The organism is Streptomyces sp. AgN23, from assembly GCF_001598115.1.
GTDB classification, from domain to species: domain Bacteria; phylum Actinomycetota; class Actinomycetes; order Streptomycetales; family Streptomycetaceae; genus Streptomyces; species Streptomyces antimycoticus.
The window spans coordinates 7944955-7958668 of sequence record NZ_CP007153.1; the positions used below are offsets into that span (position 1 = coordinate 7944955).

The window sequence follows — 13714 nt, forward strand, 5'->3', positions numbered from 1 at the left end:
TGGCTCAGGGCCGGCTCAGTCGTCCTTCGCGGCCGCCTTCGCGGCGGCGCGGGGACCCGCCGAGGTGGTCGCCGGCTTGGTCACATCCGCGACCAGCTCCACCAGATCCGGGCCGTACGCCTGGGAGTTGACCACCTTCAGCAGCAGACAGAAGGAGCCCTGGGCGCCGTACTTCCGGGCCAGCCGGGCGCGGTTGCGGACGAGATGGCGGACGGCGGCGCGATGGGTGACCGGCCGCTGACCTGCCGTCAGGAAGACCGGCCGGCTGTCGTCGCCCGCCGTCAACCGGGCCAGCAGCACATACTCGACCGTGCCCGGCTCCGGGCGGTAGTGCGTACCGGCGATGGTGAACGTCCCCCGGTCCGTGCCGGAGTCGTCCCCCGGGTGCACGGTGACGCCCGGCAGTAGATTGGTCATATGGGCGGCGAGCCTGCGGTGCGCGGTCGGATCGCCGACGCAGAACTCGGTGCGCGCGCCGAAGCCCTGCAGCCCCGTGTCATGCGGGGCGACCTCGGTGTGCGCCCCGCAGTTCTCCACGACCGACGCGAGACCGAGCAGCGCGAGCGCGTCATGGCGGGGGATGCTCCAGTGGGCCGAGGTGCTGTCCCGGTGGGTGACCAGCACGCACTCCGAACCGTCCGGCAGACCGAAGAAGCGCTGCTCGCGGGCGCGCTTGCGGCGCCCGAACGCCGAGTGCACGGCCCAGCCGGCGGCCAGGCCCACGATCAGGGCCGCCGCGGAGGCGATCAGGTCCTGCAGGGTGTCTGTCATGGCCGCGCATCGTAGCGGCCGATCGGGTACGCGTTCGAGCGTACGGGTGAACGAACGCGGGAACGGACACATGTACGGATGGCGGGACGGATCGGCGATCTACCCCTGTCGTGGGCATGAGGCTCGCGGGTAGGCTCCGCTCCCTGTCGTTTCGCTTGGAGGTCACGGATGGGGCACGCCGTACGACCAGCCGCATCGTCAACCACGTCCACCACCCGCGCGTCCGCCGCGGCGGCCGTCCGGCGCCGACTGCCCGCGCTGGCGGCCGCGGCCGGAATGGTCGCGGTGCTGGGCGTCGTCCCGGCCGGCGCCGCCGGGCCGGAACAGGACGACACCGCGAAGCCGGCTCCCGGCAAGACGCCCGTGGCCGTCGGCTATGGCGGCGCGGTCTCCAGCGTGGACGCCGACGCCTCGGCGGCCGGGATCGACGTGCTGCGGCACGGGGGCAACGCGGTGGACGCGGCGGTCGCGACCGCCGCCGCGCTCGGGGTCACCGAGCCGTACTCGGCGGGTGTCGGCGGCGGTGGTTACTTCGTCTACTACAACGCCAAGCGGCACAAGGTCTCCACGCTCGACGGCCGCGAGACCGCGCCCCGCAGCGCGGACTCGAAGCTCTTCCTCGGCAAGGACGGCAAACCGCTGCCGTTCGCCGACGCCGTCACCAGCGGGCTGAGCGTCGGCACCCCCGGCACCCCCGCCACCTGGAACGACGCCCTGAAGGACTGGGGCACCCGCTCGCTGGGGCAGGTGCTCAGGCCCGCCGAGCGGCTGGCCCGCGACGGGTTCACCGTCGACAGCACCTTCCGCCAGCAGACCGCCGACAACCAGGCCCGCTTCAAGGACTTCCCGGCCACCGCCAAGCTCTTCCTGCCCGGCGGCCAGCCCCCGGCGGTCGGCTCGACCTTCCGCAACCCCGACCTCGCCCGTACGTACGCGCTGCTGGCCAAGAAGGGCGTCGGCGCCGTCTACAAGGGCGAGCTGGGCCGCGACATCGTCGACACCGTGCGCAAGCCGCCCGTCGACCCGAAGGCGCAGCGCATGGTGCGCGCGGGCGATCTGACGGCCGAGGACCTGCGGGCCTACGGAACGAAGCGGCAGGCCCCGACCCGGACCGCCTACCGCGGTCTGGACGTGTATGGCATGGCGCCCTCGTCCTCCGGCGGGACCAGCGTCGCCGAGGCGCTCAACATCCTGGAGCGGACCGACCTCTCCAAGCTCAGCGACCTCGACTATCTGCACCGTTATATCGAGGCCAGCCGGATCGCCTTCGCCGACCGGGGCCGCTGGGTCGGCGACCCAGCCGCCGAGGACGTCCCCACCAAGGGGCTCACCTCACAGCGGTTCGCCGACTCCCGGGCCTGCCTGATCAAGGACGACGCAGTGCTCAAGAGCCCCGTACCGCCCGGTGACCCGAACAGCCCGTCCGCGCCCGGCTCCTGCGACACCCGTGGCCACGCCGCCCCGACCACGTACGAGGGCGAGAACACCACGCATCTCACGGTCGCCGACAAGTGGGGCAATGTCGTGGCCTACACCCTCACCATCGAGCAGACCGGCGGCAGCGGGATCACCGTCCCCGGCCGTGGCTTCCTGCTCAACAACGAGTTGACCGACTTCTCCTTCGCGCCCGCCGACCCCGCCGTCCACGACCCGAACCTGCCGGGCCCGGGGAAGCGGCCGCGCTCGTCCATGTCGCCGACGATCGTGCTCGACGGCCACAAGCCGGTGCTGGCGCTGGGCTCCCCGGGCGGGGCGACCATCATCACCACCGTGCTGCAGACCCTGCTGAACCACCTCGACCGGGGCCTGCCGCTGGTCGACGCGATCGCCGCACCGCGCGCCAGCCAGCGCAACGCCGCCCAGACGGAGCTGGAGCCGGGGCTGTGGAACGGCCCGGAGCGCGCCAAGCTGGAGGCGCTCGGCCACTCCTTCAAGCAGAACCCCGAGATCGGGGCGGCCACCGGTGTGCAGCGGCTGTCCGGCGGACGGTGGCTGGCCGCGGCCGAGACGGAACGGCGGGGCGGCGGCTCGGCGATGGTGGTCAGCCCGAAGCGCTGATCCGACGCGGTGGGTCGGCGGGCTCGGGTGCGATCCAGGCGCCCGCCGACCAGGCTCTGGCTCCGCGGCTTCTCAGCCGGCGCCGTGTCAGCCCAGCAGGCCGATGATCGCGTCGGTGGAGTCGGTCTCCCCGAGCCGGGGGAAGATCTTCTCGACGCTGTTGCGGTGCGCCTCGGCGTCCATGTCGGTCATGGCGTCGACTGCCTGGCGAGGTAGAGGGAGGCGACCAGCCAGGCGGTCTGGGCGGCGCCGACACCGAAGTCATGGCCGATGGACACCCGCCCGGTGGCGATCATCGTGGAGTTGACGGGGTTGAGAACCGAACCGATGAGCAGCGGGGTCATCAGCCGGGGGCCGAAGGGGTCGGCGGTGTCGCCGGGGCCGGCTGGTTCGCCCGGGACGGGCCTCGCGCCCGCCGTCCCGGTCCTCGGGGGTATGGCGGGCTTGCCCACGGTGCCGGTCATTCCTGGACCAGCCGCTTGAGCAGATCGGTGGCCTCGCCGAGGGCGCGGCGCTCATCGGCGTCCAGGCGGGTGTCGATCGCGTCGAGCAGCCAGCTCTGCTTGGCCTGCCCTACGGATGTGATCGCCTCATGCCCCCGCTCGGTGATCGAGAAGACCACCTGCCGTCCGTCGGTGGGATGCGGGGTCCCGCTCGACCAGCGTCTGTTCCTCCAGCGCGGCAAGGATCATGCGCATGGACTGCGGCCGCACCAGCTCGGCGCGGGCCAGCGCGGCGGTGGTGGTCGGCCCCTCGGTGTACAGCCTGCTGATGACCGCGCGCTGGGAGGGCGTGAGCGCTCCCTGCGAGGAGGCCGCCCGCATACGGCGCATCAGCTGGCTGACGACCGCGGCGAGGTCGACGGCGATGCGCTCCTCGGCCCGCGGGCCGGGCTCCGGGCGTTGCCCGGACTCTGGCGGGGGCCCGGACTCTGGCCGGGAGGCGGGCTCTGACCGGGGCCCGGACTCTGGCCGGAAGGCGGGCTCGGTGGGCGGGTGATCAGGCGTGGCCATGCCCTCACCTGAGGAGTTCGACAGTTGAACTTGCAAGTTTGCCTGTTGTGTGCGGAGCAGGAAAAGCGCTCGTAGCGCAGCCGTAACCGAATCCGTAACACGCAGGGTGTCGAATGCGTGGCCTTGGGCCGTGCATCGTCCGAGGGGGAGGGGAGGGGGCCATGGCGAGCGGACGACTCCCGGCCGAGGTCGAGGAGTTCGCGAGGTATCTGCGGGCCCTGACGAGGCGGCTGGCCGCCGGGACGGGCTGGTACGGCGTCTTCGCCCTGCGCGACCCCGAGGGACTGCGGGCCTGTCTGGATGGGTCGGAGGTGCCGCCGTGGGACGTCGTCCAGTCCCTGCTGCAGGACCTCTCCACCCAGCGCGGCGCCGACGCCGCCCAGGAGGCGGCGGCCCGCGCTTCGACGCTCTACCGTGCCTCGGTCGCCGCCCACGACACCGGACCCGGCAGCCGCGAGGCGCTCCAGGCCCGTCTGGGCGGCATGCTCCGCGAGCAGCGGAACGCCGCCCTTCGCGAACGCGACCTCCAGGCGGCGATATCCGCCACCGAGGGCGCGGCCGACCGCGAACGCCTCGGCGCGGAGCTGGCCTGGGCCCACGATGACTGGCGTCGCGCGACGGCCCGCATCGAAGAACTCCACGCCCGCCTCACCGCCCTCACGCCCCGCCCCTCCCGGCCCTCGGCCCCGGGGACCGGGCCCCCCGCCGCCGTGGCCCCGACGGCGGGCCCCGAGCCAACCGCGCCCGCCCCGACGGCGGGGCCCAGGCCGCCGGGCACCCTCGTCGGTGCTCTGGGCTCGGGTGCGGAGGCGCCTGTCGAGCCCGTCGTGCAGGGCTTGGGGCCCGCGCGGCCTCGGCCGCGTGGGGCGCGGTTCGCCGGGGCCGGAGGCGGGGGTACGGCGGCGCCGACGCCGGCCTCGCCCGCCCCGCCCTTGGCGGAGAGCGGAACGGAGGTTCCCGCGACTCCGCGCGGTGCTCGGTTCGCCGGGGCGTACGACGGCGAGGGTGGCGGCAAGCGCCGTAAGCGGGACAAGGCGGCGGACGACGGGCAGCGGCTCGCCCGGGAGGCGGCGGAGCGCGCCGCCACGCGACGCGCCGCCCAGGAGGCCGTCGCGCGGCTCGGCCGACTCCGGGCGGCGGGCCGCTCCGGCGAGGCCCATGTCGTGCTCTGCGAGGCCGCCGCCTGGCCCGCTCCACGGCTGCCCGTCCTCGCGGAGGAGCTGGAGCGCGCCGGACTCGGGGCCGACGTGTCCACGCTGCTGTGGGAGATGGCGTGTCTGCCGCCCACACGGCTCGCCGCAGCCGCCGAAGCGCTGGTCACCGCGGACCGCACGGCCGACGGCGAGCGGCTTTTGCGGCAGAGCGTCTCGCGCCCCGCCCCCGAGGTCGCCCACACTGCCCAGGCGCTCCTCGCGGCGGGCGCACCTCGCGGGGCCGCGTTTCTGCTGGAGGCGCTCGTACGGGCCCGTACGCCGGAGGAGGCGGCGCGGGCGGCGGCGGAGGACCCCGCCACGTTGGTGCCCCTGCTGCTCGACGCCGCCGCCGGTGTGTCCTCGAGCAGTCATCACGATCTCGCCCATGCGTTGCGCATGGCGGCGCTGCCGGGCGTACCCGGTCCCGCCTGAGACGGAGACCGAGCCTGAGTCCGAGCGTCGGGTGGCGCTCGTTCGGGCTAGAGGCGGGTGGCTCGGACTGGAGACGGGTGGCTCGGGCTGGTCGGCTTGGTCGGGTGCGGCGCCGTTTCGCGCCTTCGGCGCCGTTGAGCAGCGGCGGCGGTGGGGTGGGCCCGGCGCCGCCGCCGGGTGCCGGGGCGGTGGGTGTGGGCGCCGGTGGCGGCTCCGCTGGTCGGGGGTCGGGGGTCGGCGCCGGACAGCGGGGAGGAGGGTTGGGGTACCCCTTGTGAAATCGTTTGACAAGGTAGTTGCTTCAGATCAAGCGTTTTTTCAGGGGGTGCCCCGAGGGGCACTTAGCCTGGATGGGCCTCAGCTCCGGCCATGGGAGCCGCTTCTGGGTCTGCCTCACCGGCCCGGCGGTCCGGCATCTGTCTCGGCTTCCGGGTGCGGGTGCCGCATCGCCGGCGCTCGCGTCAACCGGCCCGGCGCTCGGCGACGTGGCCCGCGCTCCCCACTCTCGCCGCCGCTGCTCAATGGCACCGAAGGCGCGAGGCGGAAACCCGCACCCACTCGGCCGCCCCCGGCCCCCGCGACCCGACAAAACAGGAAACGTGATCGTCTTCGTTGAGTAACGGCGGCGGTATTGCCAGAGTAGTCAGTGCGCTCTTACGTTCTTCACAGCCGGATTCTACGTGCGTAGACACAGGTTGAGGAGCTGATCATGGCCAACCTCGTACGTGCCGCTCTCGTCCAGGCCACCTGGACCGGCGATACCGAATCGATGATCGCGAAGCATGAGGAGTACGCCCGGCAGGCGGCCGCCCAGGGCGCCAAGGTGATCGGCTTCCAGGAGGTGTTCAACGCGCCCTACTTCTGCCAAGTGCAGGAGGCGGAGCACTACCGGTGGGCGGAGCCGGTGCCGGATGGGCCGACCGTGCAGCGGATGCGGGAGCTGGCGCGGGAGACCGGCATGGTGATCGTGGTGCCGGTCTTCGAGGTCGAGCAGTCGGGCTTCTACTACAACACCGCGGCCGTGATCGACGCGGACGGCAGCTATCTGGGCAAGTACCGCAAGCACCACATCCCGCAGGTCAAGGGGTTCTGGGAGAAGTACTACTTCAAGCCGGGAAACGTGGGCTGGCCGGTGTTCGACACCGCGGTCGGCAGGGTCGGGGTGTACATCTGCTACGACCGCCACTTCCCCGAGGGCTGGCGCGCGCTGGGCCTGGCCGGGGCGCAGCTCGTCTACAACCCCTCGGCCACCTCCCGCGGGCTGTCGGCCTACCTCTGGCAGCTGGAACAGCCCGCCGCGGCCGTCGCCAATGAGTACTTCATCGCCGCGATCAACCGCGTCGGCACCGAGGAGTACGGCGACAACGACTTCTACGGCACCAGCTACTTCGTCGATCCGCGCGGCCAGTTCGTCGGCGATGTGGCCAGTGACAAGGAGGAGGAGCTGATCGTCCGCGACCTCGACTTCGGTCTGATCGACGAGGTGCGGCAGCAGTGGGCGTTCTACCGCGACCGGCGCCCCGACGCCTACGAGGGGCTGGTGAACCCATGAGCAGCGGCAGCGATGCCATGAGCGGCAGCGATGCCATGAGTAGCGGCAGTGCCATGAGCAGCGGCAGTGGTGCCGGGAGCGATGCCGACCGCGGTCCCCACGCGGCTCTCTACGCACGGCACCAAGCCGTGCTCCCCGACTGGCTCGCCGTCTACTACCAGCGCCCCATCGAGATCACCCACGGCGAGGGCCGCCACGTCTGGGACGCCGAGGGCAACCGCTACCTCGACTTCTTCGGCGGCATCCTCACCACCATGACCGCGCACGCCCTCCCCGAGGTCACCAAGGCCATCAGCGAGCAGGCGGGCCGGATCCTGCACACCTCCACGCTCTACCTCGACCGGCCCATGGTCGACCTGGCCGAACGGGTCGCCACGCTGTCCGGCATCCCGGACGCGCGGGTCTTCTTCACCACCTCCGGCACCGAGGCCAATGACGCGGCCCTGCTGCTCGCCACCACCTACCGCCGCTCCAACCAGATCCTGGCGATGCGCAACAGCTACCACGGCCGCTCCTTCTCGGCCGTCGGCATCACCGGCAACCGCGGCTGGTCGCCGACCAGCCTCTCCCCGCTGCAGACGCTGTATGTGCATGGCGGGGTGCGCACCCGGGGGCCGTTCGCCGGGCTGTCCGACGGGGAGTACATCAAGGCGTGCGTCGCCGATCTCGAGGACGTCCTCGGCCAGGCGCACGGCAATGTCGCCGCGCTGATCGCCGAGCCGATCCAGGGCGTCGGCGGCTTCACCTCCCCGCCCGACGGGCTGTTCGCCGCCTTCCGCGAGGTGCTCGACCGGCACGGCATCCTGTGGATCACCGATGAGGTGCAGACCGGCTGGGGCCGCACCGGCGACCACTTCTGGGGCTGGCAGGCACACGACCGCTCCGGGCCGCCTGACATCCTCACCTTCGCCAAGGGCATCGGCAACGGCATGTCGATCGGCGGTGTCGTCGCCCGCGCCGAGGTCATGAACTGCCTGGCGGCCAACTCCATCTCCACCTTCGGCGGCAGCCCCATCACGATGGCGGCCGGTCTGGCCAACCTCACCCACCTGGTCGAACACGATCTGCAGGGCAACGCCCGCCGAGTCGGCGGGCTGCTGATCGAGCGGCTGCGCGCCGCCTGCGCCGGTCTGGACACCGTGCGCGAGGTCCGCGGCCGGGGGCTGATGATCGGCATCGAGCTGGTCGAACCGGGCACCGGCGACCCGCACCCCGAGGGCGCCTCCGCCGTTCTGGAGGCCGCCCGGGAGGGCGGGCTGCTCATCGGCAAGGGCGGCGGGCACAACAGCAGCGTGCTGCGGATCGCCCCGCCGCTCAGCCTCACCGTGGCCGAGGCCGAGGAGGGCGCGGAGATCCTCGAGACCGCTCTGAAGAGCACCCGGTCCGCAAGGAGCGTGAGCTGATGTCCCGTACCGTGATCCGCGGCGGGCTGGTCATCACCGCCGCCGAGGAGACCTTGGCCGATGTGCTGATCGAGGACGGGAAGGTCGCCGCCCTCGCCTCGTCCGACAGCGCGTACGCCCACAGCTGGACCGCCGACCGTACGATCGACGCCACCGGCAAGTACGTCATCCCGGGCGGGGTCGACGGGCACACCCATATGGAGATGCCGTTCGGCGGCACCTTCGCCTCCGACACCTTCGAGACCGGCACCCGGGCGGCGGCCTGGGGCGGCACCACCACCATCGTGGACTTCGCCATCCAGACGGTGGGCCACTCCCTGCGCGAGGGGCTGGACGCCTGGCACCTGAAGGCGCGGGGCAACTGCGCCATCGACTACGGCTTCCACATGATCCTCTCCGATGTGAACGAGAGCGCGCTCAAGGAGATGGATCTCCTGGTGGGGGAGGGCGTGACCAGCTTCAAGCTGTTCATGGCCTACCCGGGGGTCTTCTACAGCGACGACGGGCAGATCCTGCGGGCCATGCAGCGCGCCTCCGCCAACGCGGGGCTGATCATGATGCACGCCGAGAACGGCATCGCCATCGACGTCCTGGTGGAACAGGCCCTGGCCGAGGGCAGGACCGACCCCCGCTACCACGGTGAGGTCCGCAAGGCGCTGCTGGAGTCGGAGGCGACCCATCGCGCCATCCAGCTCGCCCGGGTGGCCGGCGCCCCGCTGTATGTCGTCCATGTATCGGCCCAGGAGGCCCTCGCGGAGCTGACACAGGCGCGTGACCTGGGGCTTCCGGTGTTCGGCGAGACCTGTCCGCAGTATCTGTTCCTGTCCACGGACAACCTCGCGGAACCGGACTTCGAGGGCGCCAAGTACGTCTGCTCCACACCGCTTCGGCCCGTCGAGCACCAGGCCGCGCTGTGGCGGGGGCTGCGGACCAACGACCTCCAGGTGGTCTCCACCGACCACTGCCCGTTCTGCTTCACCGGGCAGAAGGAGCTGGGCCGGGGCGACTTCTCCAAGATCCCCAACGGGATGCCGGGCGTGGAGCACCGGATGGACCTGCTCCACCAGGCCGTGGTGGACGGCCATATCTCCCGCCGCCGCTGGATCGAGATCGCCTGCGCCACCCCGGCCAGGATGTTCGGCCTCTATCCGCGGAAGGGCACCATCGCGCCCGGGACCGACGCCGACATCGTCGTCTACGATCCGGCGGCCCAGCAGACGCTGTCCGCCGAGACCCACCACATGGACGTCGACTACTCGGCGTACGAGGGCAAGCGGATCACCGGGCAGGTCGAGACCGTGCTGTCGCGCGGTGTCCCCGTCATCGACCGGCGGGAATACACCGGGCGTGCCGGGCACGGCCAGTTCCTCATCCGCGACACCTGTCAGTATCTCGGCTGAACCAGGGAGCGAGCATGGACTTCGGACTCGTCCTGCAGACCGATCCACCCGCCTCGGCCGTCGTCGAGCTGATGCGCCGCGCCGAGCGCAACGGCTTCGGCTACGGCTGGACCTTCGACTCCGCCGTGCTGTGGCAGGAGCCGTTCGTCATCTACAGCCAGATCCTGGCCCGCACCGAGCGGCTGATCGTCGGCCCCATGGTCACCAACCCGTCCACCCGCACCTGGGAGGTGACCGCCTCCACCTTCGCCACCCTCAACGAGATGTACGGCAACCGCACCGTCTGCGGTATCGGCCGCGGTGACTCCGCGCTGCGGGTGGCCGGGCGCAAGCCCAACACCCTCGCCCGCCTCGGCGAGGCCATCGACGTCATCCGCGAGCTGGCGGAGGGCAGGGAGGCCGTGGTGGACGGCAGCCCGATGCACATCCCCTGGATCGAGGACAGCAGGCTGCCGGTGTGGATGGCGGCGTACGGCCCCAAGGCGCTCGCGCTGGCCGGGCAGAAGGCCGACGGTTTCATCCTGCAGCTCGCGGACCCCTTCCTGACGGAGTGGATGGTCAAGGCGGTGCGCACCGCCGCCGCCGAGGCCGGGCGCGATCCGGACGCGGTCACCATCTGCGTCGCCGCCCCCGCGTATGTCGGCGACGACCTGGCCCACGCCCGTGAGCAGTGCCGCTGGTTCGGCGGCATGGTCGGCAACCACGTGGCCGACCTGGTCTCCCGCTACGGCGACCACTCCGGCGCCGTGCCCGAGTCCCTGACCGCGTACATCAAGGAGCGGCAGGGGTACGACTACGCACACCACGGCCGCAGCGGCAATCCGGACACGGCCTTCGTCCCCGATGAGATCGTCGACCGGTTCTGCCTGCTCGGCCCGGCCGAGGCGCATATCGAGAAGCTGGAGCGGCTGCGCGCCCTGGGGGTCGACCAGTTCGCGGTCTACGCGATGCACGACGCGAAGGAGCGCACGCTCGACGCGTACGGCGAGCGGGTCATCCCCGCGCTCACCGGCTGACCGTTCAGCCGCGCGCCCACACCCGTACGCCCGGACACCACATCCGCCGGCCGGCCGGCCCACCACCGGCCGGCAGCCGGGCCCCGCACGGCCCTCGTTCGTTCCGCACTCCCCGACACCTTCCGTACGAACGAAGAGGGTCCCCATGACCGCTACCGCACCGCCCCCTGCCGAGCCGGACCCGGTCACCTCCCACCCCGACGGCCGGGTGGAGCTGCCGCCCGGTGTGACCCTGGACGACAACCGTTTCAGCAACGAGGACCTGCGCCCGGTGCCGGTGGCCGAACGCCGCTGGAGCACCTACAACTTCACCGCGCTGTGGGTGGGCATGGCCCACAACATCCCCTCCTGGACGCTGGCCTCCGGTCTGGTCGCGCTCGGCATGGACTGGAAGCAGGCCGTCTTCACCATCGCCGTCGCCAATGTCGTCGTTCTGCTGCCGATGCTGCTCACCGGCCACGCCGGGCCCAAGTACGGCATCCCCTTTCCCGTGCTGGCCCGCGCCTCCTTCGGGTTGCGCGGCGCCAACCTCCCGGCGCTGATCCGCGCCGCCGTGGCCTGTGCCTGGTTCGGCATCCAGACCTGGATCGGCGGGCAGGGCATCTACGTCCTGCTGGGCAAGGTTGTCGGGGGCGGCTGGGAGCGGGCCGGGGAGATCGCCGGCTACCCCTGGACGCTGTGGCTGTGCTTCCTCGTCTTCTGGGTGCTGGAGCTGGCCATCATCTACCGCGGCATGGAGACCCTGCGCCGCTTCGAGAACTGGGCCGCGCCCTTCGTCCTCGTCGGTGCCGTGGTGCTGCTGGTGTGGATCGCGGACAAGGCGGGCGGCTTCGGCTCGCTGCTCGACCAGCCCTCCCGGCTGGGCTGGGGCAGCGACTTCTGGCCGGTCTTCTTCCCCGCCCTCATGGGCATGATCGGCTTCTGGTCCACCCTCTCGCTGAACATCCCCGACTTCACCCGCTTCGGCGCGGGGCAGCGGGCCCAGGTGTGGGGCCAGACGCTGGGCCTGCCCACCACCATGACCGCCTTCGCGCTGCTGTCGGTCTTCGTGACCTCCGGCTCCGAGGCGGTCTACGGGGAGCCGATCTGGGACCCGGTGGCGCTCGCGGGCAAGGCCGACAATGTCTTCGGCCTGCTCTTCGCACTGGTCACCGTGCTGATCGCCACCGTCTCGGTCAATATCGCGGCCAATGTGGTCTCGCCCGCGTATGACCTGGCCAATCTCGCGCCGAAGTTCATCACCTTCCGTACCGGGGCGCTGATCACCGGCATCGTCGGGGTGCTCATCTTCCCCTGGAAGCTCACCTCCACCCCCGAGCTGTACATCTTCACCTGGCTCGGGGTGGTCGGCGGACTGCTCGGCACGGTCGCGGGCGTCCTGATCGCCGACTACTGGATCATTCGCCGTACCGTTCTCGACCTGGCCGATCTGTATCGCCCCAAAGGGCGCTATTGGTATGCATCCGGCTGGAACTGGCGGGCGGTTGTCGCTTTCGTGGTGGGCGGCGTGCTCGCGGTGGGCGGTTCCGCCTCCCAGCCCGGCAAAGGGCCTTTTCCCAAGGAAGGGTTAATTCCGTTTCTGCGGCCGCTCGCCGACTATGGATGGGCGGTCGGACTCGGGGCTTCATTGGTGCTGTATACGGCCCTGATGCTGCCCGTCGGGGCCCGGAGAACAAAAGGAACTCCCACCCCCTGAAACCTTCGAACATGGTTACAATCACCTCGGATTTTGTGCTCTGATGTGCCGTCGGCTGAACGACTCCTTGTCAGAGAAGGGTTGGGCATGACGCAAACCGAGGTACCGATAGACGTGGAGCTCAGAGGGCTCTACAAGGCCCACTATCGGTTTCAGTTCCTGAGCGCGGGATTCCAGTTGGGGCTCTTCGCGCTGGTGGAGAAGGAGCCCGGTCTGGCCGTGCGGGAGATCGCCGCACGGCTGGACCTCAAGGAGCAGCCCACCCGCATCCTCCTTCTCGGCTGTACGGTATTCGGACTTTTGCGCAAGGACGGCGAGGGTTACCACACCACCCCGCTCTCGAAGCCGCTGACCGCAAACTTCGACGAGGCACCCGCCTCCAACATTCCCTGGGAACAGCACGGTATCTACCGGGCGATGGCCTGGTTCTGTGAATCCCTCAAGGAAGACACCAACCTCGGTCTGCGGCGGGAAATTCCGGGAACGGCGCCCACCCTCTATGGGCGGCTCGCCGAAAATCCCGAACTGGAGACCACATTCCACACCATGATGTCGTCGGTGAGCAGGCTCGTGGGCGCCGAGCTGGGGGAGAAGCTGGACCTCTCGGGGTGCGGCCACCTCCTGGACATCGGCGGCGGAACGGCCATCAACGCCGCCAACCTCGCCGACCGCTGGCCGGACCTGCGCATCACCATCGCCGATCTGCCCTCCGTGGCCACCGCCGCCAACGAGAAGATCGGGAAGCTCGGGCTGGCCGACCGGGTGCGGGCGGTGAGCCTCGACGCCTTCCACGACGAGTTCCCGACCGGCTGCGACGGAGTGCTCTTCGCCCACTTCCTGGAGATCTGGTCCTCCGAGCGGATCCGGGAACTGCTCGCCAAGGCCGCCCGCGCCCTCCCGCCCGGCGGCCGGATCTACGTGGTCACCCCGCGCCAGGACGACGACGGCACCGGACCCGAGCGGGCGGCGATGCTGTCCGCCTACTTCCACACCATCGCCTCCGGCGAGGGCATGGTCTACACGGGCGCCGAGTACGAGCAGTGGTTCCGCGCGGTGGGCTTCGAGCCCACCGGACGGCTGCCCCTCGGCGCGGACACCGTCGTGATCACCGGCCGCAAGGCATAGTCCGGAACCCAGGCGAGGCACCCCCGGCGGGCGGACCCTTCGATGCGGAGGTCGC

11 protein-coding genes and 2 pseudogenes are annotated in these 13714 nt (G+C 71.1%); 8 read left to right on the forward strand and 5 right to left on the reverse strand.

The window, feature by feature from the left end; translation table 11 throughout:
- Positions 1 to 15: 15 nt before the first annotated feature.
- The gene (locus AS97_RS34480; protein WP_125761341.1) at positions 16 to 771 is read right to left on the reverse strand and encodes a hypothetical protein; all 756 of its coding nucleotides are present in this window, start codon (positions 769 to 771) and stop codon (positions 16 to 18) included.
- Positions 772 to 1047: 276 nt separating this feature from the next.
- On the opposite strand from AS97_RS34480, the gene ggt reads away from it, so the two are divergent.
- Positions 1048 to 2829, forward strand: a complete 1782-nt coding sequence (gene ggt / locus AS97_RS34485; protein ID WP_210567339.1) for a gamma-glutamyltransferase — start codon at positions 1048 to 1050, stop codon at positions 2827 to 2829.
- Positions 2830 to 2916: 87 nt separating this feature from the next.
- Here the strand turns inward: ggt and AS97_RS34490 are convergent.
- The 4 genes and pseudogenes from AS97_RS34490 to AS97_RS49105 form a co-directional block, all read right to left on the reverse strand.
- Positions 2917 to 3033: pseudogene (locus AS97_RS34490) on the reverse strand (cysteine hydrolase); the annotation flags it as partial.
- 5 nt (positions 3034 to 3038) lie between these two features.
- Positions 3039 to 3293 (reverse strand): annotated as a pseudogene (locus AS97_RS34495) (MFS transporter); the annotation flags it as partial.
- Positions 3290 to 3451, reverse strand: coding sequence for a hypothetical protein (locus AS97_RS49100; protein WP_349017617.1), 162 nt, complete (start codon positions 3449 to 3451; stop codon positions 3290 to 3292). The pseudogene AS97_RS34495 and the gene AS97_RS49100, both read right to left, overlap by 4 nt.
- The gene (locus tag AS97_RS49105) at positions 3420 to 3842 is read right to left on the reverse strand and encodes a MarR family winged helix-turn-helix transcriptional regulator (RefSeq protein ID WP_349017618.1); all 423 of its coding nucleotides are present in this window, start codon (positions 3840 to 3842) and stop codon (positions 3420 to 3422) included. The genes AS97_RS49100 and AS97_RS49105 overlap by 32 nt, the downstream gene beginning before the upstream one ends.
- A 161-nt stretch (positions 3843 to 4003) precedes the next feature.
- On the opposite strand from AS97_RS49105, the gene AS97_RS34505 reads away from it, so the two are divergent.
- From AS97_RS34505 to AS97_RS34535, 7 genes are all read left to right on the forward strand, one after another.
- Complete coding sequence (locus AS97_RS34505) at positions 4004 to 5467, forward strand: hypothetical protein (protein ID WP_210566220.1); 1464 nt, start codon at positions 4004 to 4006, stop codon at positions 5465 to 5467.
- Positions 5468 to 6176: 709 nt separating this feature from the next.
- Positions 6177 to 7019, forward strand: coding sequence for a nitrilase-related carbon-nitrogen hydrolase (locus tag AS97_RS34510; RefSeq protein ID WP_059141845.1), 843 nt, complete (start codon positions 6177 to 6179; stop codon positions 7017 to 7019).
- A 53-nt stretch (positions 7020 to 7072) separates the two neighbouring features.
- Positions 7073 to 8422 (forward strand): aspartate aminotransferase family protein, encoded by a 1350-nt coding sequence (locus AS97_RS34515; RefSeq protein ID WP_059141846.1) that lies wholly within the window; start codon positions 7073 to 7075, stop codon positions 8420 to 8422.
- The gene (gene hydA / locus AS97_RS34520) at positions 8419 to 9822 is read left to right on the forward strand and encodes a dihydropyrimidinase (protein WP_210567340.1); all 1404 of its coding nucleotides are present in this window, start codon (positions 8419 to 8421) and stop codon (positions 9820 to 9822) included. Before AS97_RS34515 ends, hydA begins: the two co-directional genes overlap by 4 nt.
- Before the next feature lie 14 nt (positions 9823 to 9836).
- Positions 9837 to 10838, forward strand: a complete 1002-nt coding sequence (locus AS97_RS34525; RefSeq protein ID WP_125759957.1) for a TIGR03842 family LLM class F420-dependent oxidoreductase — start codon at positions 9837 to 9839, stop codon at positions 10836 to 10838.
- Positions 10839 to 10983: 145 nt separating this feature from the next.
- Positions 10984 to 12534: an NCS1 family nucleobase:cation symporter-1 gene (locus AS97_RS34530; protein WP_210566221.1), complete on the forward strand. Its 1551-nt coding sequence runs from the start codon at positions 10984 to 10986 to the stop codon at positions 12532 to 12534.
- An 87-nt stretch (positions 12535 to 12621) separates the two neighbouring features.
- A complete protein-coding gene (locus AS97_RS34535) occupies positions 12622 to 13659 on the forward strand; it encodes a methyltransferase (RefSeq protein ID WP_086710927.1) in 1038 nt (345 codons plus the stop codon).
- Positions 13660 to 13714 lie beyond the last annotated feature (55 nt).

Coding starts and splice junctions, on each gene's coding strand:
- AS97_RS49105 (WP_349017618.1), bottom strand. CDS start 3,842: ATGGCCACGCCTGATCACCCGCCCACCGAGCCCGCCTTCCGGCCAGAG.
- ggt (WP_210567339.1), top strand. CDS start 1,048: ATGGTCGCGGTGCTGGGCGTCGTCCCGGCCGGCGCCGCCGGGCCGGAA.
- AS97_RS34510 (WP_059141845.1), top strand. CDS start 6,177: ATGGCCAACCTCGTACGTGCCGCTCTCGTCCAGGCCACCTGGACCGGC.
- AS97_RS34480 (WP_125761341.1), bottom strand. CDS start 771: ATGACAGACACCCTGCAGGACCTGATCGCCTCCGCGGCGGCCCTGATC.
- AS97_RS34525 (WP_125759957.1), top strand. CDS start 9,837: ATGGACTTCGGACTCGTCCTGCAGACCGATCCACCCGCCTCGGCCGTC.
- AS97_RS34530 (WP_210566221.1), top strand. CDS start 10,984: ATGACCGCTACCGCACCGCCCCCTGCCGAGCCGGACCCGGTCACCTCC.
- AS97_RS34515 (WP_059141846.1), top strand. CDS start 7,073: ATGAGCAGCGGCAGTGGTGCCGGGAGCGATGCCGACCGCGGTCCCCAC.
- AS97_RS34505 (WP_210566220.1), top strand. CDS start 4,004: ATGGCGAGCGGACGACTCCCGGCCGAGGTCGAGGAGTTCGCGAGGTAT.
- AS97_RS34535 (WP_086710927.1), top strand. CDS start 12,622: ATGACGCAAACCGAGGTACCGATAGACGTGGAGCTCAGAGGGCTCTAC.